At 62.7% G+C, this 21,402-nt stretch carries 19 protein-coding genes; 5 read left to right on the top strand and 14 right to left on the bottom strand.

Annotated features, from left to right (window positions below; translation table 11 throughout):
• The first annotated feature begins 44 nt into the window (after positions 1-44).
• Complete coding sequence (locus tag BACI9J_RS11165) at positions 45-671, top strand: helix-turn-helix domain-containing protein (RefSeq protein WP_159734437.1); 627 nt, start codon at positions 45-47, stop codon at positions 669-671.
• A gap of 27 nt (positions 672-698) precedes the next feature.
• On the opposite strand, the gene BACI9J_RS11160 is transcribed toward BACI9J_RS11165, so the two are convergent.
• From BACI9J_RS11160 to BACI9J_RS11145, 4 genes are all read right to left on the bottom strand, one after another.
• Positions 699-1,988 carry an ammonium transporter gene (locus tag BACI9J_RS11160; protein WP_159734436.1) on the bottom strand — a complete coding sequence of 430 codons (1,290 nt, stop codon included), beginning with the start codon at positions 1,986-1,988 and terminating at the stop codon, positions 699-701.
• A gap of 89 nt (positions 1,989-2,077) precedes the next feature.
• Positions 2,078-3,211, bottom strand: a complete 1,134-nt coding sequence (locus BACI9J_RS11155) for a tyramine oxidase subunit B (protein WP_159734435.1) — start codon at positions 3,209-3,211, stop codon at positions 2,078-2,080.
• 126 nt (positions 3,212-3,337) lie between these two features.
• Positions 3,338-4,594, bottom strand: coding sequence for an allantoate amidohydrolase (locus BACI9J_RS11150; protein ID WP_159734434.1), 1,257 nt, complete (start codon positions 4,592-4,594; stop codon positions 3,338-3,340).
• Positions 4,591-5,742: an FAD-dependent oxidoreductase gene (locus tag BACI9J_RS11145; RefSeq protein WP_159734433.1), complete on the bottom strand. Its 1,152-nt coding sequence runs from the start codon at positions 5,740-5,742 to the stop codon at positions 4,591-4,593. The genes BACI9J_RS11150 and BACI9J_RS11145 overlap by 4 nt, the downstream gene beginning before the upstream one ends.
• A gap of 122 nt (positions 5,743-5,864) precedes the next feature.
• On the opposite strand from BACI9J_RS11145, the gene BACI9J_RS11140 reads away from it, so the two are divergent.
• Both BACI9J_RS11140 and BACI9J_RS11135 read left to right on the top strand, forming a co-directional pair.
• A complete protein-coding gene (locus BACI9J_RS11140; RefSeq protein WP_159734432.1) occupies positions 5,865-6,749 on the top strand; it encodes a LysR substrate-binding domain-containing protein in 885 nt (294 codons plus the stop codon).
• Between the two features lie 175 nt (positions 6,750-6,924).
• Positions 6,925-7,788: a nucleoside hydrolase gene (locus tag BACI9J_RS11135; protein WP_159734431.1), complete on the top strand. Its 864-nt coding sequence runs from the start codon at positions 6,925-6,927 to the stop codon at positions 7,786-7,788.
• 298 nt (positions 7,789-8,086) lie between these two features.
• On the opposite strand, the gene BACI9J_RS11130 is transcribed toward BACI9J_RS11135, so the two are convergent.
• From BACI9J_RS11130 to BACI9J_RS11095, 8 genes are all read right to left on the bottom strand, one after another.
• Entirely contained in the window at positions 8,087-9,499 is a 1,413-nt protein-coding gene (locus tag BACI9J_RS11130) for an MFS transporter (RefSeq protein ID WP_159734430.1), read from the bottom strand.
• Positions 9,500-9,666: 167 nt separating this feature from the next.
• The gene (gene mtr, locus BACI9J_RS11125; protein ID WP_159734429.1) at positions 9,667-11,076 is read right to left on the bottom strand and encodes a mycothione reductase; all 1,410 of its coding nucleotides are present in this window, start codon (positions 11,074-11,076) and stop codon (positions 9,667-9,669) included.
• Between the two features lie 160 nt (positions 11,077-11,236).
• Positions 11,237-12,196, bottom strand: a complete 960-nt coding sequence (locus BACI9J_RS11120; protein ID WP_159734428.1) for a 2-hydroxyacid dehydrogenase — start codon at positions 12,194-12,196, stop codon at positions 11,237-11,239.
• Positions 12,193-13,392: a pyridoxal phosphate-dependent aminotransferase gene (locus tag BACI9J_RS11115; RefSeq protein ID WP_159734427.1), complete on the bottom strand. Its 1,200-nt coding sequence runs from the start codon at positions 13,390-13,392 to the stop codon at positions 12,193-12,195. Before BACI9J_RS11115 ends, BACI9J_RS11120 begins: the two co-directional genes overlap by 4 nt.
• Positions 13,393-13,537: 145 nt before the next feature.
• Positions 13,538-14,287, bottom strand: a complete 750-nt coding sequence (locus BACI9J_RS11110; RefSeq protein ID WP_159734426.1) for a maleylpyruvate isomerase family mycothiol-dependent enzyme — start codon at positions 14,285-14,287, stop codon at positions 13,538-13,540.
• Positions 14,287-15,123: a fumarylacetoacetate hydrolase family protein gene (locus BACI9J_RS11105; protein WP_159734425.1), complete on the bottom strand. Its 837-nt coding sequence runs from the start codon at positions 15,121-15,123 to the stop codon at positions 14,287-14,289. Before BACI9J_RS11105 ends, BACI9J_RS11110 begins: the two co-directional genes overlap by 1 nt.
• Positions 15,124-16,260, bottom strand: coding sequence for a cupin domain-containing protein (locus BACI9J_RS11100; RefSeq protein WP_159734424.1), 1,137 nt, complete (start codon positions 16,258-16,260; stop codon positions 15,124-15,126).
• Positions 16,261-16,530: 270 nt separating this feature from the next.
• Positions 16,531-17,373, bottom strand: coding sequence for an IclR family transcriptional regulator (locus BACI9J_RS11095; RefSeq protein WP_159734423.1), 843 nt, complete (start codon positions 17,371-17,373; stop codon positions 16,531-16,533).
• Between the two features lie 48 nt (positions 17,374-17,421).
• On the opposite strand from BACI9J_RS11095, the gene BACI9J_RS11090 reads away from it, so the two are divergent.
• Both BACI9J_RS11090 and BACI9J_RS11085 read left to right on the top strand, forming a co-directional pair.
• A complete protein-coding gene (locus BACI9J_RS11090; protein WP_159734422.1) occupies positions 17,422-18,726 on the top strand; it encodes an MFS transporter in 1,305 nt (434 codons plus the stop codon).
• Positions 18,719-19,969 carry an FAD-dependent oxidoreductase gene (locus tag BACI9J_RS11085; protein WP_159734421.1) on the top strand — a complete coding sequence of 417 codons (1,251 nt, stop codon included), beginning with the start codon at positions 18,719-18,721 and terminating at the stop codon, positions 19,967-19,969. The genes BACI9J_RS11090 and BACI9J_RS11085 overlap by 8 nt, the downstream gene beginning before the upstream one ends.
• Positions 19,970-20,076: 107 nt before the next feature.
• Here BACI9J_RS11085 and BACI9J_RS11080 read toward each other — a convergent pair whose 3' ends face one another.
• Complete coding sequence (locus BACI9J_RS11080) at positions 20,077-20,844, bottom strand: SCO1664 family protein (RefSeq protein WP_159734420.1); 768 nt, start codon at positions 20,842-20,844, stop codon at positions 20,077-20,079.
• Positions 20,844-21,395, bottom strand: a complete 552-nt coding sequence (locus tag BACI9J_RS11075; RefSeq protein WP_159734419.1) for a DUF3090 domain-containing protein — start codon at positions 21,393-21,395, stop codon at positions 20,844-20,846. The genes BACI9J_RS11080 and BACI9J_RS11075 overlap by 1 nt, the downstream gene beginning before the upstream one ends.
• Positions 21,396-21,402: the final 7 nt, after the last annotated feature.

Genomic DNA, 21,402 nt, shown 5'->3' with positions numbered 1-21,402 from the left:
GGCGACTCGCTCCGAGGCCGGCGGTGCCTGCCTATACTCGAGTCATGACAACTGAGAGCGCCTCGAACACACCATTCACGGCGGACTCGTCTTCGGCTGAAAGTAGGCAACCGGGCGCTCTTGAAGCAATTATTGCGCTACAAGTCAGGCGTCATCGGGTGGAGGCAGGGATCTCGGCCGCGGAACTTGCCATCCGCACCGGTCTGTCGAAGGCAATGGTTTCCAAGATCGAGTCAGCGAGCACTTCCTGTTCGCTGACAACCCTTCAACGGCTGGCCGTGGGCTTGAACGTCCCTGTCACAGCACTGTTCCAAGGAGCTGATACGGAACGCGAAGCCTCGTTCACTCGTGCCGGGGAAGGCAGCATGACGGTACGGACCGGGACCAGGCACGGCCACGAGTATCGTTTGCTGGGGTCTCTTAAGCGGCGGGAACAGGCCGTCGAACCGTCTCTGGTCACGCTGACCAGTGCCTCTGATGTTTTCCCGCAGTTTCAGCACACCGGCACGGAGTTCATCTATATGCTCGAAGGCCAAATGGTGTATAGCCACGGATCCTATGAGTACGTGCTCGCCCCGGGAGACTCCTTGTTGTTCGAGGCTGATGGTCCTCACGGACCACTGCGGCTGATCGAACTCCCCATTCGTTTTTTGGCAGTCGCTTCACACTAAGTGCGGGTCCAGCGGACTGAGCGCCATTCATGAGCGTGATGGGGAGCCGAGCATTTCGGGTTCTTCGTCAACGAGGTAGGCTTCCTCGGCGTGTGCGGCGATGTCGATGCCGCGCATTTCCTCTTCGGGACGGATGCGCAGGCCGATGGTGACTTGGACGATTTTTGCCACGAGCCACGTCACGGCGAAGGAATAGATCAGCACGGCGCCAGTGGCCAGGGCCTGGGTTCCCAGGAGGCCCAGTCCGCCCCCGTAGAGCAGGCCTGCGGTTTTGTTCGGTGCGGCTTCGGTGGCGAAGATGCCGATCAGCAGTGTGCCGATGACACCGCCCACCAGGTGCACGCCTACAACGTCCAGTGAGTCATCGAATCCGAGTCGGTATTTCCATTCGACGGCCAGGGAGCACACGGCTCCGGCAATGGCTCCAATAGCGATGGCCCCCAGTGGGCTGACTGCGCCGCACGCCGGGGTGATGGCAACGAGACCTGCCACCAGGCCGGATGCGGCCCCGATGCTGCTCGCGCGGCCGCGGCGGAGGCGTTCGACGGCGATCCATCCGAGGAGCGCAGCGGCACCAGCCACAGCGGTGGTCAGGAAGACGACCGATGCGGTGTTTCCGGCGGCGAGGGCTGATCCGGCGTTGAATCCGTACCAGCCGACCCACAGCAGCCCTGCGCCCACAAGAACCAGCGGGCGGCTGTGCGGACGGACGTGTTCGCTCTTGGGCCACCCTGCGCTGCGGCCGAGCACCAGCGACAGGGCCAGGGCTGCGACGCCTGCGTTGATGTGGACGGCTGTTCCGCCGGCGAAGTCGATGGCTTTGAGGCCATTGAGGATCCAGCCGCCCGTGACGCTGCCGTCAGTGGAATTGAGGGCGAACACCCAGTGCGCCACCGGCAGGTAGACGAGCGTTGACCAAAGGGCCGCGAACAGCATCCATGCACCGAACTTCATGCGTCCGGCTGCGGCACCGCCGATGATGGCGGTGGTGATCCCCGCGAAGAAGAGCTGGAAGACGGCAAAGAGCGCCGACGGAACAGGGGCATTGGGATCTTCGGCCAGGAGCTGTTCCAAACCCAGGTACTGCGTGGCATCGCCGATCAGTCCCAATCCGCCCACGGAGTTACCGAAAACTGCGGAGTAGCCGAAGGCGACCCAAAGAACCGCGACGATGCTCACGCCGCCAAAGCACATCATCATCATGTTCAGGATGCGCCGGGAGCCCACCATGCCACCGTAGAACAGGGCCAAGGCGGGAATCATCAAACAGACCAAAGCCGAGCTGACCAGCAGCCAGGCGACATTTCCGGAATCCATGGGATGCCCTTTCAAAAGCAGTTCGTCGGGTGCTTGAGTGTTGGTGCGTGTGGGGGCAGGTGACCACTGCCCCCACACGGGTCTTGGATTTATGCGAGTGCCGGGGTGTCCCAGAGGTTCAGGACGGTGCCGATGTTTTTCTCTTCGGCGGCGTGGTAGAGATCGGTGGCCCAGGCGACGTCTTCGATAGGCATTCCTCCGACGGAGTAGAGGATGATTTCTTCATCGTCCCGGCGGGCGGGGAGTTTTCCGGTGGCGATGTCCGCGATCTCTTCGATCTTGGAGGCCGGAATCTTGCCTTCCTCGAGCAGGCCGAACCAGTGTGATCCCGGAATGCCGAGGATCTGGTAGGCGGTGGGTCCGTATTCTTCGAGCCATGCTTGGTAGAGGCCTTCGGCGTCGATGACCAGACGGGCGTCACCCTGGAGGAAGTCGTCGTCGAACCGGGCTGCGGCGGGAAGGAGCAGCAGGGCGCCGGGCTTGATGGCGTGCTTCGGGAAGTACGGGAAGGCCTCGCTCCCGGCGGCGTCGGTGGAGGTAGTGGCCATGACTACATCGGCCTCGCCAATTGCTTCTTCGATGGTTTCAGCCGGCTTGACGCTGGTGAGCTGGGGGAAGGTTGCTTTCGCCCAGTCCACGAAGGTACCGGTGCTTCCTGCGCTGCGTCCCTTGACGTACAGGGTGTCGATCGTGGGGCGCAATGCCAGGGTGGTCGAGAGGACCGAACGGGCGATGACGCCCGGGCCTACTACGGCGGCGACTTTGGCGTCGGCCTTTGCGAGGTGTTTGACGCCGACGCCGGGGACGGCGCCTGTGCGGTAGGCGCTCAGCAGGTTTGCGCTCATGATCGCCAGTGGCGCGCCGGTGTCACTGTCATTGAGCACGAATACGTGGATTGAGCGGGGGAGTCCCTTCTTGCGGTTTTCGGTGTTGGAGCCGTACCACTTCACACCCGAGGTGCCGAAGCGGCCACCCAGGTACGCCGGCATGGCCATGAAGCGCCGGTCCGGTCCGTCCTTGGGCATGCCCTCAAATGCAGGATCCGCGGGGAAGGTGATCATGGCGCCGTGGGAGTTGCCGTTCTCACCGGCCATCCGGTAGTCACCCTGCCGCAAGAGAACAAGAGCTTCCTCCATGACGTCGGTGCAGCGCACGAGATCGCCCACCCCGGCCTTGATCATGTCGGGTTCGCTAAGGTACCGGAAGTTGATTTGGGTAGACATGACACTCCTAAACGATTGAACTTCATGAAACATGAATTACTGACAGTAAACAGGTTGGGCATTTCACATCCGTCAACCGAACGTTTCCAACGTGTTACTTCTTTTCGAGGACTGGCTCTGCGGGGTTCAGTTCATGAGGGTTGCCAGTGCCTCTGCTAGAGCCTGTGCCCCTAGCTCCGCGTCCTCGTCCACGACGTGTTCTTCCGGGGAGTGGGAGATACCGCTGGGGTTCCGGACGAAAACCATGGCTGTCGGTACGAGGGCTGCCAGGACTCCCGCGTCATGGCCCGCTCCGGTGTCGAGGATCGGTGCTTCGGGCAGGGCGAGTTGGAGTTGCTTCTGCAGGCCCGGATCGAAGTGAACGGTGGGGCTGAGGGATTCTTCAGTCAGTTCAACGGTGCAGCCCTCATCGGCCGCGATCAGCCTGGCCTCGTGGTGGATTGCCTCAACCAGTGATGCGGTGATGGCATCCTCCGGATGGCGGACGTCGAGCCAGAAGTCCACGCGTGAGGCGATGACGTTGGTGCCGCTGGGAACGGGTTGCAGTCGCCCGACGGTTGCACGGGCATGGGGTTGGTTCCGCGCGGCGTCACGAATTGTGACAACTACGCGGGATGCAGCCACCATGGGATCGTTCCGGTCGGCCATGAGCGTTGTCCCGGCGTGGTTTCCCTGTCCATGGATGCTGAGCCGCCAACGGCCGTGGCCGAGGATGGAGGAGGCAATGGCGACGGGCTGGTCGAGATCGATGAGTCCTCGGCCTTGTTCCACATGGAGTTCCACGAACGCCCCGATCTGGCCCAGGAGTTGGTCATCCCGGCCTATGTAGCGGGGGTCAAGAGCATTGGCCATGGCGATGTCCGCGAAGGTGTTGCCGTCCGGGTCGCGAAGGTTCCGGGCCTTGTTGGGATCGATGGCGCCGGTCAGGAGTCGGGACCCGAGGCAGGCGACGCCGAAGCGGGATCCTTCTTCTTCGGGGAACACGGCGATGGCCAACGGCCGTTTGGGGATGGGGCTCCGGGCCTTGAGGATGTCAACGGCGGCGAGGGCTGCGGCAACTCCGAGGGGTCCGTCGAAGGGGCCTCCACCGGGGACCGAATCCAAGTGGCTGCCGGTGACGATGCTGTTACTGCGGTTGCCGCCCGGGATGTCCCACCAAGCCCAGATGGCACCATTGCGGTCCGTTTCCACGGAGAGGCCGCGTTTGGTGGCTTGATCGATGAACCAGGTCCGGAGATCAAGTTCGGCGGTCGAGTAGACGGGGCGCGTGTATCCGCCGCGAAGAGGGTCGGTGCCGGTGCCGGCGATATCGGACATGAGCCCGGTGACGGTGGCCGTCGTCGTGCTTGTTTTGTTTGAAGAGGCGCCGGTGGTTCGGGTCATGAGCGGGCTCCTGCTCCTGCGGTGGCGAGGCGGAATTGGTCTGCTGCGGTTCCGGTGCCAGTGGCCAGATCCGCAGCAAATTGGCCGATCAGTGGTGCGAACTTAGCGCCGTGGCCGGAACAAGGGGAGACTATGGTGATGCCCTCAGTGCGGTCCAGGATGAAGTCTTCCGTGGGTGTGTTCGTGAACAGGCAAGTGGTCTCCGCGTAGGGTTCCGGGATGAGGCCGGGGAGGTACTTTTCGACGTATTCAACAACGCGCCGTCGGTTGACCGGGTCAATCAGGCCGTCCTGGTAGGCGGCGGACGGCAGAACCTTACCGCCGTTGTACTCGGCGACCTTCTGGCCGCGGAAACCCGCATCCCGGCCACCGGGCAAGCCGTAAGCCTCCCAACCTGCGCGTTTATGGATGAATGTGGGCCACGGGGATCCGCTCTGACGTGCCACGTCTGCGTAGGGGAAGTGGTAGGCCTGCTCTTGGCGTACTTCGAGGGCCGGCATATTGGCCAGCCACTGGGATGGAAGAGAGAGGTGATCAAGTAGCTGAGGCAGCCATCCACCCGCGGCGACGACGACGTTGCCGGCCCTAAGGGACCGGCCATCGTCGGAGGTGAGGATGAATGCGCCTTCGGATCCACTGATTGAGGTGACAGCCCAGTTCGTGTGCAGTTGTGCGCCATGGGCAACTGCCTGGTCGACCATGGCAGCAACTGATTCGTGGGCGTCGATTACCCCGGCGCCGGGGTGCCAGAGTACCTGGGTGTCGAAAGCGATCTGCGGCCAGCGATCCTGAGCGTCGGTGGGGGACAGGAGCTCATGGTCAATGCCGTGTGCAGACAGGGCCGCGGCAAGGCGTTCAGGCTGCCTGACCGTTCCATAGTCCACCGCACCTGTGGGCTTGATGAGTTGTTTGCCGCTCACGTTGGCGAGTTCGTCCCAACCGGCTTTGGCCTCCTTGACCAGGCCGGTGTAGAACTCGCTGGGGTAGGCGTAGCGGAAAATCCGCGCAGATCCATGCGAGCTTCCAGCATTATTTGCTGGTGTGGAGCGCTCCAGCAACGCGACCTCGTGGCCTTGGGCGGCAAGCTGCCAAGCCGTGGCGGCCCCTGACAGTCCTGCTCCGACGACGACGTATTCGATCGATTCCATGGATGGATCCCCTGTGTTGTGGCTGACGCGTTGATTCCGCTTCAACCAGTTACCCATCCCGAATGGTGCTGCGTCCAATATCATTTGTGTAGCAATTATTAGCGTCAATCGAAAGAATCAAGATGGAACTGCGTCAGCTCCGGTACTTCCTCGTGGTCGCCGATGAGCTACATTTCGGCCGGGCAGCAGAGCGGCTGCACCTTACCCAGCCCCCGCTCACTGTCGCCATCAGACGGCTGGAGCGTGAGCTTGGGGTTCAGCTGTTTGACCGGACCACCAGGCGCGTTGCCCTCACATCTGCCGGCGAGGCCTTCAAGCGTCGCGTTCAGCACGCAGTAGTCGAACTTGATGCAGCTGCCGATGATGTTGCCAGCGTGGCAGCGGGCCTTAGTGGCCGGATCAAGGTGGGCTTCGTCAGCTCGGCCAGCTACACCACCATCCCCGAAGCCATCAGGGCCTTCCGACGGGAACGCCCCCGCGTGGAACTGATCCTCAGCCCACTAACCAGTGGCGAGCAGATTGAACAACTGCTCGACGGCGACCTGGACCTGGGGCTTATCCGTGATCCGGGAGAGGTCCCGGGACTGACCATGGAGCTCGTAAGCACCGAGGACTTGGTTGCCGTCCTGCCTGAGGCACACCCGTTGGCCCTGGGCGGGGAAGTGCGGCCGGCAGATTTGGAACAGGAGCCGATGATCCTGTTCCCTTACCGCCTGATGCCGGGGTTCGTGACCCGGATACACCGCTTGTTTGACGGTCTGGGATTTTCTCCACAGGTAGTTCAGCAGACCATCCATCAGGAAACCGTCCTTGGGCTGGTAGCTGCGGGTTTGGGGATTTCAATCCTTCCCGAATCCGTCCGGCGTTTTCAGATGCCCGGCGTAGTGACGAGGCCGCTCAGCGGGCGTCCACAGACGGCCCTCTATTCCGCCAGGGGACGAACGCAGTCACCAGCCGTGGACCAATTCCTGAGCGGTCTTCAACGCCACACACCGCTGGGGAGCTGAAGCACTCTTCGGGTGGTCTCCTAACGACAGCAGCCATTGCTTCCTCGCATCTGCGCTCGGGCGCGCTGGCCACCAAACTTAGGCCATATTGGAGTACATTTGAGGGCCCACGTCGCGACCGGCCAGATCACGAGCCACCATGGAATTTACTGCTTCAGGAGAGGTCTAAATCCGCATGTCAATGATAAGCATCGCAGCAAAGAGCAGAGTGGTCCTGGACAACGACTGGGCCGGCGATCCGGACGGACTCGTCGGGCTTGCCCACCACGCCATGGCACCCGCTAATCGGATCGTTGCAATCACAAGTTCGCTTACCAACCCCATGTTTGGTCCGCCTGCCGGCAAGGCTCAGGCTGGAGCCGAACTTGCACTGGAGTTGATGGACATCTTGGATAGACGTGGCCACGCAACCGTACAAGCAGGACCGGATTCGGCATTTACAGGCCGGATCCGTAAGAATCCGGCGGCCCAAGCGATCATTGAGGCAGTGCGTGACGAGGGCGAGTTGCCCTTGACGCTGGTGTGCGCAGGGCCGCTCACAAACGTGGCAGATGCGCTCTTGGAGGAGCCCGGGATTGCATCACGGTTCAAGCTGGCTTGGGTCGGTGGATCTTCCAAGGGGTTGGATCACGATGAGTACAACTACTTCACTGACCCCATGGCTGCGCAGTTCGTCTTTGCAAATCAGCAGCTGGAAATTGACCAGTTTCCTTTGGAGGCCTACCAACAGGTTGTCATTTCCGTGGCGGAGCTCGATGAGGCACTTAAAGGTGGCAGCCGCGTAGGTAGGTGGCTATGGGATCACTTTCACGGCTTGGAAGTCCCGGACTTTATCAAATTCGGTCCGTTGTGGTGCCTGGGTGATAGCGCCCCTTTGGTTGTCACCGGGCTCGAGGAAGTGACCAGTAGATTCGACACTACGAGCGCATCTCCCCGCCGGCGAATGTGCCAACACGTTGATGCGCGGCTGATCGTTGCCGACTTTCTGGCCAGTCTTCGATTGCACGCCCAACGTCATTCCGCGACGACTGCCGGCTGACTCAAACCGGGGCTCGAAAGCGGATCCTATCGGGACGTCATGCGTCTTCCCGGTCGGGATTCTCCAGTCGGAAGAAGTTCGATTGGCTGCCGTCGGAGCGTTGTTCCTGGCTCGTCCTCAGGAGAGGTAACCTCCTGTGAGTACTTCAACGAGCTCGACGACGCCTCGCCGGTCCGGATCTTGCCGCCGTCCGGCCCGGCGCCGACTGAGTCGTCGTCGGCGGGTTTAGGAAGACGCCGTCAAGAATGTCCACGGCCGTTGGTTCTGACACGAAGTCCGCAGCCGTTGTACAGCCGCTTCAGTGGGAGAAGTCTGCTGAGATTTCGGCGAGGGTGCGGCCCTTCGTCTCGGGTGCGAGCCACTGCGAGAGGACTGCGCCGAGGAGCGCGACTGCTGCGGCTACGACCATGCTTGGACCCATTCCGATGTTGCTGATGGCCCATGGCAAGGCGAAGGTGCCAAGCGCGGCTCCGATGCGGCTGAATGCGGCAGAGAAGCCCATGCCAATGCCGCGGAGGTGACCGGGGAATACCTCTGCGGGATAGACCTGGGTCATGGTGGTGTAGCCGGCATTGAAGAAGGAGAAAGCCAGGAATAGAACGAGCACGAGGATCGCCGGTGCATCCGCCCAGACTCCGATCACCAGCAGGATGCCTGCACAGAGCCACTGCCCGGGCACGGTAAGGATTCGGCGGCCGAGCTTGTCTATAAGTAGCACGGTGGTAACGACCCCCGCGGCTGCAAGTGCGGATAGTCCAACGCCACCGGTCCAGCCGCCGCCGAAACCGAATTGGTTGAGCACGTCGTCGGCGAAGGTTGCGATTGCGAAGTACGGGGTGACCGCGCAGAACCAAAAACCTGCAGTGAAGAGGGTGGTGCGCCAGTACTGCCTCGAGAACAGCATTCCGATGGAAGCAGCCTTGATTTTGGTTCTGCCCTGCGCGGCCTGGGACTCCTGGACCATCCTCAGGTTAATCTCTTCGGTGATGCTGTCATGCATCTGGGGCGACTCGACGTATCTGTGGGCGATCGCGAGTGCTTCTTTTCGCCGTCCTTTCGTAATGAGCCAGCTGGGAGATTCCGGGAGGCCCAAGCGGGCAACGAACAGGACCAAGGCCAGTATGGTGCTCGTGCCGATGACGAGGCGCCATGGGGTGCCGGCGTCGTGCAGGAGGGTGCCGATGATGAATGCCATCATGAAACCCACATACCAGGCGATCAGGGTCAGCCCGAGCAATCGACCACGGAGTTTTGGAGGGGAGAACTCTGATAGGAGGGGTCCGCCGATTGAGTACTCGCCGCCGATCGCGACGCCCATCAGGAACCGGATTGCGACCAGCTGGATCACGGCTCCGTCTCCGGAGGTTATGAAGAATTGGGCTCCTGACGCGATCAGGAACAGGCCCATATCCAGGAGGAACATGGGCTTGCGTCCAAACTTGTCGGTTGCCCAGCCGGCCAGCGGTGAGCCGACGAAGATACCAACCAGTGGGCCTGCGGCGATCAGCCCCAAAGATAGTTCGTCCAGCTGGAGCTCTGACCGCATGGGCCCGGTGACGGGCCCTATGATTCCGAGGATGTAACCGTCGAGGAACATCCCACCGATGAAAACGGCGACAAGCCGCACCATGAAGCGGCGTTTGAACTTTGCATTGGTCTCTTTTGACACGGAGGTCTCTGCGGAGTCCGTCGTCCTGGCTGGATGAATCATGGGGATTTATCCCCTTCCGGATTCGGTGCAAGCACTGACGGCACCAGAAGAACAAGACTCTGATCAGGATCGGCACAATGTGACATATGACTCATATATCAGAACTCTAGGCGTGAGGTACGTCTCGGTCAAGGCCTAAGAGGTTTGGTGGGTACAAGCCTGCCCGGTTACTTGAACTTTAGACCGAGCAGGGCGTTCTCGGTGACTTCGGGAAGTGCCGGGTGAATCCAGTATTGCTTGGCAGCGAACTGGCGTACGTCGAGGTCGAAGGCCAGGACGGTGATCATTTGCTGGATCAGGGTTGATGCTTGTGGACCCATGTAGTGGGCGCCGAGGAGTTTACCGGTGTCCTGATCGGCGATCAGTTTGCAGATGCCGGTGGTGTCTTCCATGGCCCAGCCGAAGGCGACGTCCCCGTAGTCCTGGACTTTCACAGTGACGTTGTGCCCATGTTTGCGGGCTTGGGACTCGGTCATGCCTACCGTGGCGATCTGGGGGTGGGTGAAGACCGCGGCGGGGACGTGATCATGTGGCATCTTCTGCAGCTTTTCCGGGTTCAGCAGGTTGTGGCGCACCGCTCGCATCTCGGCGTTGGCGACGTGTTTGAGCATGTAGGGGGAAGAGACATCGCCCAACGCCCAGACCCCTGGTGCCGAAGTTGACCGGCCGTACTGATCTACCTTGAGGCGCCCGGCACCTATCGTCTCAATCCCGCCGGAGGGCAGGTCCAGTAGGTCTCCGTTGGGGATGCGTCCGGCGGCTACCAGCAGTACCTCCCCGGTGGCGGTGGAGCCGTCGTCGAGCCTGAGGGTTATGCCCTCCTCCGTCTGGTCCGCGGCCATAGTGGTCCGGCCGAACCGGACGTCGAAGCGCTCGGCAGCCAGGGCGTTGAAACGGTCGTGAAGGTCTTCGTCGAGGTTCCGCAGGAGCGTGGAGCGGGCAATGATGGTGACGTCCGTGCCGAGGGCGTCAAAGACGTGGGCGAACTCCATGGCGATGTAGCCACCGCCAATGATCACCAAGGATTTGGGTAGCTGCGGAAGCCGCATGATGTCCTCGTTGGTGTGGTACGGCACGCCCGAGGCCGCGATGGCCTCCGGTATGACGGGACGGGAGCCGGCGGCGACCACTACCTGGTCACCGGAGATGGTTCTCTGGTGGACCCCTTGGCCCGTGCGCAACGTGCGTTCTCCAACGAAAACGGCGTGCTGGTCGTAGACATCGATGTTCGGGGTCTGTGGTCCGCGGCGATATTCCTCACCGGCGGTGGCGATGGGGTCCACGCGGTTCTCGAAGACGCGGGACACCATGCCCGGCCAGTCAACGGAGTTGACCTCGGCATCCAGGCCCAGCCTCCCGGACTCTGCGGTCTGCAGCGCGACGTCGGCGGCATGCACATACATCTTCGTCGGGATGCAGCCGACGTTCAGGCAGGTCCCGCCGAACGATGCCTCCTCAATGATCGCGATCGATTGGTCCTCGAACTCAGGCCCGGGAATGGAGTTTCCGGATCCTGTGCCGATGATGATCAAGTCGTAGTGCCGATCCACGGCAGTCTTGCTGGCAGGGGTGTTCATGGGGGTGGTCCTCATTCCGGGGTCACCCTAACCCTACTGAACTCCATTTCGACGTCGCTGCGGATTCCAGGCCGTGGCCCGGAGTTGAGGAGGGCAGTGAAGGGGCGCCCGGAAAGCGCGGACACCCCCTCAGAGTCAGCTTGTTTGTCCGGCCGCTCCGCTAGGCGATAGGCGCGGGTGGTCGTTCCCCGCTCAACACCGCGAGTGCATTATCGGCCGCGAGCATGGCCATGCCTGTGCGCGTCTCCACGGTGGCCGAGCCCAGGTGCGGCAGGAGCGCCACATTGTCCAGCTCCAGCAGTCCTGGGTGGACGCTAGGTTCTTTCTCGTAGACGTCGAGCCCGGCACCGGCAATTACACCCTCCCGGAGGGCGGTGGCCAGTGCATCCTCATCCACGATGGGTCCGCGCGCGGTGTTGATGAGGAAAGCAGAACTCTTCATCGCGGCGAGCTGTTCGGCCCCGATCAGGTGATGAGTTGCGGGACCGTAGGGGCAGTGAACTGACACGACGTCGGACACGGCCAGTAGTTCGTCGAGGTCCACCCGGCGGGCACCCAAGTCTGCGGCTATCGTTGGGTCGATTTCGCTGCGGGACTGGTAGACGATCTCCATGCCGAAGGCTTTGGCGCGGCGTGCGGTCGCTTGGCCGATGCCGCCCATCCCTACGACGCCGAGGGTCTTCCCTTGCAAGCTGGACCCGAGCAGGAAGTACATTCCCCATTTCCACGCCTGGCCGGAGCGGATAAGCCGCTCGCCCTCGCCGAGCCTCCTGGTGGCCATGAGGATCAGGCCGAAGGCGATGTCCGCTGTGGCGTCGGTGAGCACCCCGGGAGTGTTGGTGGCCACGATGCTCCGTTCGCTGCAGGCGGGAACGTCGATGTTGTCATACCCGACGGCGACGTTCGCCACGACTTTGAGCTGCGGACCGGCGGCGTCGAGCAGTTCTGCATCGACCCTTTCGGTGAGCAGGGACACGATCGCATCTGCGCCGGCGACCCGGCGCAAGAGCTCATCGCGGCTGATGGTCTCAGGACCGTCCCAGGCGTCGACGTCGTGTTCGGCGCGGAGCTTTTCAATGGCAGCGTCGGGGATGCGTCCCGTGACGACCACCCGGCTCATGCGCTCACGATCCATTCGCGGAGGCGGCCCAGGCCATCCTTGATGTCGGCGACGTCGATGCCTGAGTAGGCCAGGCGGATGTACTGCCGTTCTTCGCCAGGCTGGCGCCGGCCGAAGTGCTCCCGCGTGCAGAAAGAAACACCGGTCTTGTACAGGGCGTCACTGGCGAAGTCGCCCACTGCCGTGTAGCCCATTTTCTCCATGACGTCAGTAACGTCCGGGAAGAGATAGAACGTCGATTGGGGCACAGCCACGTGCATCCCGGGAACGGAGTTGACGAGTTCGCAGGCGGCATCCCGGCGCTCACGCAGGATGTCGAGCATTTGCTGGACGGGTTCCTGCGTTCCGCGGAGCGCTGCAATGCCTGCCCACTGAACGTAGTGCGTGGTGCATGACTCATCGTTGGTGTTCAGGGTGCTGAGTACTTTAGCGATCTCGAGGGGCGCTACAGCGCAGCCGAGGCGTGAGCCTGTCATGGCGAACTTCTTGCTGAACGTGTAGAGAATGACGGTGCGTTCAGCCATTTCAGGGATGGAGGCAATGGAGCTGGAGACGCCTTCGTAGCGGGTCTCGAAGTAGGCCTCGTCGGACAGTACCCAGAGATTGTGCTCCTGGGCGATCCGGGCGATTGCCTCGCGCTCAGCTGCGGTGGACTCAGCGGAAATCGGGTTCTGCAGGTCGTTGTAGATGATCGCCACGGTGTTCGGGGTGATGGAAGCGCGTACCTGATCGAGGTCAATCGAGAAGCCCTGGCTGGTGGGGAGGTAGCGGTACGGTACTGCTGTGCCTCCGAGGTATTCGATCTGCGATTCGTAGATGGGGAAGCCCGGGTTCGGGTACAACACTTCCTGCCCGGGATTCATCACTGTTTGCAGGAACTTGGTGATGACCGGTTTGCCGCCTGTCATCACCACCACGTTATCCGGGGACAGGCTGATGCCACGGCGTGATCCGATGTCCTCGGCGAGGGCTTCGCGCAGCTGGGGGATGCCGGGACCAGGGCAGTAGCCCGTGTATCCGTCAGCGATTGCCTTGGTCATCGCTTCGACAATGTGAGGGGCGGTGGGGATGTTGATGTCACCAAGGTGGAAAGGAAAAACCAGATTCCCTTTCGCCTTCCAGGCCGCCGCAGCCTGGGCGACGCTAAAGGCGGTTTCGGTGCCGAGCCGGTCGAGTCGATGCGCGAATTGCTGCATGCTTTGTACTCCTCGTTGAGTCAAGAGTCGTTCGTAGACATCTAATACTTAACTAATATATCAAAGGTCTGCGGCTGCGGTATAGATCAACGTAGATGCGTCCAGCGTTCCTGTACCGGACGCAGTGACAATCGCGGTCGGGTATCTAGATCCAGTTCGGTGCGGCGGGCGTAGTCCCGTTGGCGAGGGTTCCGTGGGTTGTGACGCTGTTGGTGCCGCGGCCGGTGGCCCATTCGACGACGGCTGCCAGGGGTCCGCTGATGATCGTCGGGTTCGTTGCGCTCGTGTCGCCGAACGCGAGGTCTGTGCCCGTGACTTTGACGAGGAGTCCGGTGTCGGTGCCGCGGGTTTTCCACGCCCCTGTGATGTCGCCCAAGAGTCGCTCCAGTACAGCTGGGGGGACGTCGTTGAAGGTGGCGCCGTTGTTCAGGTCCACTGCGTGGATCCAGACTTCGCGGGTGCGCATCCACACGGTTTCGGACGCGGGGACTGTGCGGCCTTGGGCCGTCCGGACTTCGTTGGCCCAGCTCGCGTCCGGGAGGTCGCGCCATTCAACGGACAGGTGGACCGCGGAATGGTCGAACAGGTTCCGCAAGGCGATGGGGGAAAGTGTGGCGCCGAAGTTGATTTCGTGGTTCCGCGCTTCGGGTGAGGGGTACATGGGTGTTTCCACTCCGGTGGCCGCCCATTCAACCAGGCGGGCAATCGCGCGGGCGTTGTACCCAACGTGCGCCACGACGTGACGGCGCGTCCAGTCCGGCAGGAGCGTCCCGCCGTCGAGCTCTGCGTCGGCGAGTTCGTTGAGTTTGCGGGCGAAGAACGCGGTGCCCCGCCGGGCCTGGAGGAGTTCTTCCTGCAGGCCCGGATCGGTGGCGAGGTCGTGGCGGGCTGCCATCAGGCTTCCTTGACCACGCGGTTGTTCAGTTGGCCCAGCCCCTCGATGGTGGTGACCAGGACCTGGCCTTCCTGCAGGTACCGCTTGGGGTCCTGGGCGTGGCCCACACCGCCGGGGGTGCCGGTGGCGATCACATCTCCGGGGTTCAGCGTGATGATGGTGGAGATGTAGGAGACCAGGAATTCGGGGGTGAAGACGAGGTCGCCGGTGGGGGTGGACTGCTGGATCTCGCCGTCCACGGCCGAGGTCATGAGCGGGCCGGCGGTGAATTCTTCCTTGGTGACCAGGGCCGGGCCGAACGGGGTGGAGTTCTCCCAGGTCTTGCCTTGGAGCCACTGGATGGTGCGGAACTGGTAGTCGCGCATGCTGACGTCGTTCAGGACCGCGTAACCGGCGATGTGCTCTGCGGCGTCGGCCTCGGCGATGCGGCGGCCCTTCTGGCCGATGATCACGGCTAGTTCGGCTTCCCAATCCACGGTGTCCGATTCCTGCGGCAACGCCAGGTCATCGTTCGGGCCAATCAGCGATTCGGTGTACTTCGCGAACAGGGTGGGGTGCTCGGGAATGTCCCGGCCCATTTCCTTGATGTGGTTGCGGTAGTTGTGGCCCACGCAGATGATCTTGCCCGGCGCGGGCACGACGGCGGCGAGGTCGGCGCCGTCGAGCGCGTGCGTTGCGCCTTTGGCCGCCGCAGCAGTGGTTTCCCACGCAGGGTGGGCCAGCAGCGCGCCGACATCGGCGAACCCGTCGATTTCGGTGAGGGTGTTTCCGTCCTGGCGGACGGCGACGGTGCCTTTGCCTGTGGCGGTTTCGGTGCGGAGGGTGAGGAGTCTCATTTACTTGCGTCCTTCGGTGTAGCTGCGGTTGAAGTTGAGGCGTTCGAAGATGGGGGCGTCGCTGAAACGGAACAGGTCGAATCCTGCCTGCTCGTTGTCGGCCGTCAGGGACCATTCCTGCCAGGACGGGACCACGAACAGGTCGCCCTTGGACAGCTTTTTGGCGTCACCGTTCAGGGTCACGGTGCCGGTGCCTTCGAAGACCTGCCAGACACTGGAACCCACCTCACGGAGGGGCTCGGTAGTGGCGCCGGCGCGGAGTCGGTGGAACTCGGCCCGGATGGTGGGCATGACGTCCCCGCCCGTGGTGGGATTCGAGTACCGGATGGCCGCATGGCCCTGGGACACTGTGGCCGGGTGGCCTTCGTCCTCCAGCAGCAACTGTTCACGAAGGGCGGCGTCGGTGTGTTCCCAGCGGTACGCGGCGATGGGGGAGTTGGTGGTGTCATCCAGCCCGGAGAGGGGCCGCAGTCCGGGGTGGGCCCAGAGCCGTTCGGAGCGGGAGATATCCGGGGTGGCTTCGTCGGTGACCCGTTCGGTGCCGAACTCGAAGAACCCGGCGTCGGCGTAGTGCACGAACGGGATGTCCAGTCCGTCTATCCAGGCCATTGGCTGATCGGTGTCGTTGTGGTGTCCGTGGAAGTTCCAGCCGGGGGTGAGGAGGAAGTCACCGCGGCGCATCGCCACGGGGTCACCATTCACCACGGTCCAGACTCCTTCGCCTTCGACCACGAACCGGAACGCATTCTGCGAGTGGCGGTGTTCCGGGGCAACCTCGTGGGCGCCGAGGTATTGGATGGCAGCCCACAACGTTGGCGTTGCATAGGGAGTGCCAGCGAGGCCGGGGTTCGCGAGGGCTATGGCCCGCCGCTCACCACCCCGACCCACCGGAACCAGATCCCCGGCCCGGGCGGCCAGCGGATACAAATCGTTCCAACGCCACACATGCGGGACTGCTTTCGGAGTAGGGACCATTGGCATCAAATCGCCGATCTCCGTCCACAACGGAACCATGTTCCCCGCCGCGAAATCCTTGTAGAGCTGCTCAAGTTGAGCTGCTTCTTCCGGAGTGGGCTCCGGCAAAGCGTGGCTGGCGGCCACTGATTCATGTGTCGTGTTCTCGGCGCTGATGGACACGGGGCCTCCTCGATTAGGGTCCGGTTAGTTCTCTTGGCGTAGTTCGACCCTACGGACGGACCACTGGCTGTCCGAGGAAATTCTGTCATGCAGAACTTCCCTTGCGTTGCGGGGCCTGGTTTGCGTGCTAAATCGCGCGTCTGGGGCGCAGAGTGGGCCTCACAACGCAAGGATGAGGTGCGTTGCGGGGCCTGGTTTGCGCGCTAAATCACGCGTCTGGGGCGCAGAGTGGGCCTCACAATGCAAGGAAGAGGTGCGTTGCGGGGCCTTCTAGTCTGCACCCGCGGCGGGGTTTGCTGCGATGTCGATTTCCAACTGGCGACAGGTTTCGCGCAAGGCGGCAACCAATCCGGCATCGAACACTTTCCGGAATCGTGTGGCAGGGGTGGCGACGCTGAGAGCGCCAACTACGTGACCATGCCGGTTGTGGAGCGCCATGCCGAGGGCGCTGACGCCTTCCTCCGTGCCCTCGAAGTTGGCCGCGAAGCCGTTGCCGCGGATGCTGTCCAGCTCGCGCAGAAACGCCGGATACTCGGCGTCGGGGATGGTGTCGCCGCCTATTTCGGCGTTGTGGCTGCGGAACAGTTGATCAATCATTGCCGGTTCCAGTTCTGACAACATGACCTTGCCGCCGGAAGTTTTATCGGCCGGCATCACAGTGCCTTGCCGGTCGCCGATGCGCAGGACGTTGCTGCCTTCCACTGTGGCCAGGAAACGGACTTTTGTGCCCACGCGGACCATCAGGTTGACGGTCTCATCCAGTTGCGAAGACAAGAGCTCCATATGTGGCTGCGCCAGGTCCCGGAGCAGCCTCGTCCAACTCAGTCCCGCCGGACCGACGCCCATGGCCGGTCCGGGAACGTAGCGGCGGTTTTCGTCCTGGACGGCGAAGCCCCGGTAAACAAGCATCGCCATAAGCCGGTGTGCGGTGGAAGGAGCAACACCCAGTTCCGCGGCTGCGTCCTTGAGGCGGAGAGCGCCACCGTCACGGAGGAGTTGTAGGAGCTGCAAGGCATTGTCCACCGCCTCGATGGAGTAGGTGGGGCGCTTCTGAACCGGTTTACGGTTCTGAGCCGGCTTTCGGCTCGGCTGCGAGGTGGGAGTGTTCTGCACAACAGAATTGTATGGCCATGGGTGCCCCGACCGCCTGACAGTGGTGGGATGAATCACACACTTCCCGCTGCAGCGTCGCAAGGGCCATCATCCGGAACTGTCGCCGCTGACGTTCCCACCACTGAAGGCGTTCCGCGATTCTCCAAAGGTTCGGCTCTGGCTGTCTTGGTCTGCTGGCTGCTGGTGGTCTTCGACGGCTACGACCTCATTGTTTACGGCACGGTCCAGTCCTCCCTGATTTCCGGGACAGGGTGGGGTCTGACCAAGGCCACGGCCGGGACCATCGGTTCCATGGCATTTCTTGGGATGATGATCGGCGCGATCTTCGCCGGCCGCATGGCCGACTCCTGGGGGCGGCGCAAGACCATCCTCGGATGCGCGATCGTCTTCTCCATCTTCACCATCCTGTGCGCCTTTGCGCCCAACGCTGCCGTCTTTGGCGGCTTGCGATTGCTCGCTGGCATTGGGCTGGGCGGGCTGGTGCCCTCTGCCAATGCCCTGGTTGCCGAGCTGGTCCCGGCAAAATGGCGCTCCAGTATTGCCACGCTCATGATGTCCGGTGTCCCGATCGGCGGATCCCTCGCGGCGTTGGTGGGCATTCCCCTGATTCCCGCTTTCGGCTGGCAGGCCATGTTCCTGGTAGCCGTGCTGGCGCTGGTGATCGTGGTGCCCCTGGGCTTCCGATTCATCCCCGAGACGTTGGCGCCTGGGACGGCGAAAGGCCGGAAGTCCAAAGGCTCCGCCGGATTCGGATCACTGCTCCGCGCGCCGTACTTGGGCGTCAGCATACTCTTTGCCCTCGCCACCATAGCCACCCTGTTCGCCTGGTATGGCCTGGGCACGTGGCTGCCCAACCTGATGCAGCTGGCCGGATACAACCTGGGGTCGGCGCTGACCTTTGCGCTGGCACTGAACCTCGGCGCCGTAGCAGGTTCCGTCATCACGGCCTGGGCGGGGACGCGGTTTGGTCCGATTCCGACGGCGATAGCGGCAGCCGCCGTCGCCGCCGTCGGACTCTCAGCCCTCTTGGTCAGCCCGCCCGTAGCTGTGGTCTATCTTGCGCTGGTGCTTGCCGGGGTCGGAACCCACGGCACCCAGTGCCTCATCATCGCCGCTGTGGCCAGCCACTATCCGGACCATTTGCGGGGAACTGCGCTCGGCTGGGCGTTGGGCACCGGCCGCATCGGCGCCGTCATAGCACCGCAGGTGGGCGGCCTCCTTCTGGCTGCCGGGATGGGCGTTAACTCCAACTTCCTCGCATTCGCCGGTGCCGCAGCCATCGCAGCGGTCCTGCTGGCCGGCGTCGGAATCAAAATCACCTCGAAAAACCCGCAAGGAGCAAGAAATGTCTGAGTACCCCAATTCCACTGATGTCCTGGTTGTGGGAGGGGGCATGGCCGGGCTCGCCGGAGCCCTGGCACTCCGCGAAAACGGCGCCAACGTCACCCTGGTGGAGCGGGCGCCCGAGTTCGGCGAGGTAGGTGCAGGCCTGCAGATGGCACCGAATGCCTCACGTGTCCTGAAGCGCTGGGGCCTGTTGGAGAAGGCACTGGAAATCGGTGTCCAGCCCAAGCACCTGGTGTTCCGTGACGCCGTCACCGGGGAGGAGCTCACGCGGCAGTCACTCAGTGGTGAATTTGAGGAACGCTACGGCGCACCTTACGTGGTGATTCACCGAAGCGACCTGCACCGGGTTCTCCTTGAGGGCTGTGTTGCTGCGGGCGTCAACCTGATCAACGACGTCATGGTGGACAGCGTGGATACCGTGAACGGCAGGGCAGTGGCGCACACGGAAGCAGGCGTGGATTACGAAGCGGACGTAGTGATCGGTGCCGACGGACTCAAATCCACCCTCCGGCCGCTGGTGGCCTCGGATGAACCCGTTTCCTCGGCCTACGTCGCCTACCGGGGAACTGTCCCGATCACGTCGGAAACCCCTGCCACGGACCTCGAAGACGTGGTGGTCTACCTCGGACCGGACTGCCACCTGGTGCAGTACCCGCTGCGCAAGGGTGAACTGCTGAACACCGTGGCCGTATTCAAGTCGCCGTCCTTTGAACGCGGGGAAGAGCAATACGGCGGAGTGGACGAGCTGCAGGCAGCCTACAAGGACTGCGTCCCGGCAGTGCAGGCTGCACTGGCGAACCTAGGCACCGGGATCCGCTGGCCCATGTACGACCGCGACCCTATTGAAAACTGGATTGCCGGCCGCATGGTCCTGATGGGCGACGCCGCCCACCCCATGCTCCAGTACCTCGCGCAGGGCGCCTGCCAGGCCCTCGAGGACGCCGCCGTGCTGCAGGATGTCACTGCAGGCACGGTGTTCACAACCGACGGCGTTGATCCGGCCGCGTGGGATGACGCGATTGCCGCTTTCAACTCCGCCCGAGCCACCAGGACTGCCCGTGTTCAGCGCACCGCCCGCGTATGGGGCGAATCCTGGCACGTTTCCGGCCTCGCCCGAACCCTGCGCAACCTGCTGTTCAAGAGCCGCAAAGACAACGACTTCCAGTACAACGACTGGCTATATGGCCAGGCTGGAGAGGGTTTGCCGGCACCGGAGGCGCCCCGGGTAGCCAGCCAGTTACCGGCCTGATGCTGAGCCCATAAGCCGCCGCCGTCGTCGTGCGTTGCTTAAAGTACGACGACGGCAGGCGGCTTTCCGGGGGACCGGTAGCCCGTCATCCGTGGACCCCTGATTATCTAGAAGAGCGGCCAGGGAACCGCCGACATCTCACCGCTCGGAGCCGGAAAGCGCCCCGCCAAGCGCAATCGTTCACATCGGACGGCGAGCGAAGCTATTTCTTCGGCAGTAAGCAACGCGGCCAAGTCCTGGCCCAGCTCACCCTGGAGCCCGTCGTTAACACGGCCGATGCCTTCGAGTTCCCCGGCGCTGAGAGGGTCACCCAGCCAACCCCACAGCACGGTGCGCAGCTTGTGGTCTTGGTGGAATGTCAGTCCATGGTCCACTCCGTGCCGGTGCCCGTCGGTCATGGCGAGAATGTGGTCGCCTTTGCGGTCGGCGTTGTTGACCACTGTGTCGAAGACGGCCATGCGCCTAAGCGCCGGCGAGTCTTCGTGAACGAGGGCCACCATCTGTCCGCTCTCATCCTGTCCTTCGAGAACGCGTTTCCAGCCTGTTTTGGGTATGTCATTGGTTGCCAGGAGGTTGACCGCCCGTTGGCTGGGGTCCTGTTCCTTCCAGAGCTGCACCATTCCTTCGCCCAAGGGACCATCGCGCAACCAGGTGCGTGGAACGATGTCCCAGCCGAACGCCTGCGAGACCAGGTAGGCGGCCACCTCTCGCTGTGCCAGGGTGCCGTGCGGAAAATCCCACAGCGGACTTTCGCCTGCTATGGGCTTATAGACCACCTCAACATCACCGATGCTGCCCAGGAACGTAGCGTTTGAAGCCGTCGTGATGCGGCCGGTAAGCGTGAGCTCGGCGGCCATGAGGTCCGGCGCCGGCATCAGACCTCGGGAATGGTGCAGGTGTGCCCGTCGGGGTCCACGGGATAACCGCAGAGCGGGCACGCCGGGCGACCTGCCCCAACGATCTCGCGGGTGCGCTTGGCGAACGCGCGGGCGGTGCCCACCGGTATTCTCACCAGCAACATTTCGGGTACATCAGGCTCGTCCTCATCAAAGGTTTCGTCGTCTTCAGCATCGACATCCGAGATAGGGTAGGCCTCGATGACGACCTGAGCCGTGGTGGGATCCCAACCCAGGCTCATGGCGCCGGTGCGGAACTGTTCTTCAACGGGCTCCAGGGGATCGTTGTCCACAAGTTCAATGGGAGTCCCTGTAGGTACGCTGAACGGGTTGCCGTCCACCGTGATGAGTTGATCAAGAATTTCATCGATCTTTTCCGCAAGCACCGCCGACTGCTGCTTCTCCAAGGCGATACTCACGATCTGCTTCCCTGCGCGCACTTGCAGGTAGAACGTCCGCGACCCCGGAACGCCGATAGTGCCGACTACAACCCGATCAGGCCAGACAAACTCGTGAACACGTGTAGGCATGTCAGTA

The organism is Arthrobacter sp. 9V (assembly GCF_902506065.1).
In the GTDB taxonomy this organism is placed as follows: Bacteria; Actinomycetota; Actinomycetes; order Actinomycetales; family Micrococcaceae; genus Arthrobacter.
Note: the sequence above shows the minus strand (reverse complement) of the source record. Positions and strands in the feature narration are given on the sequence as shown.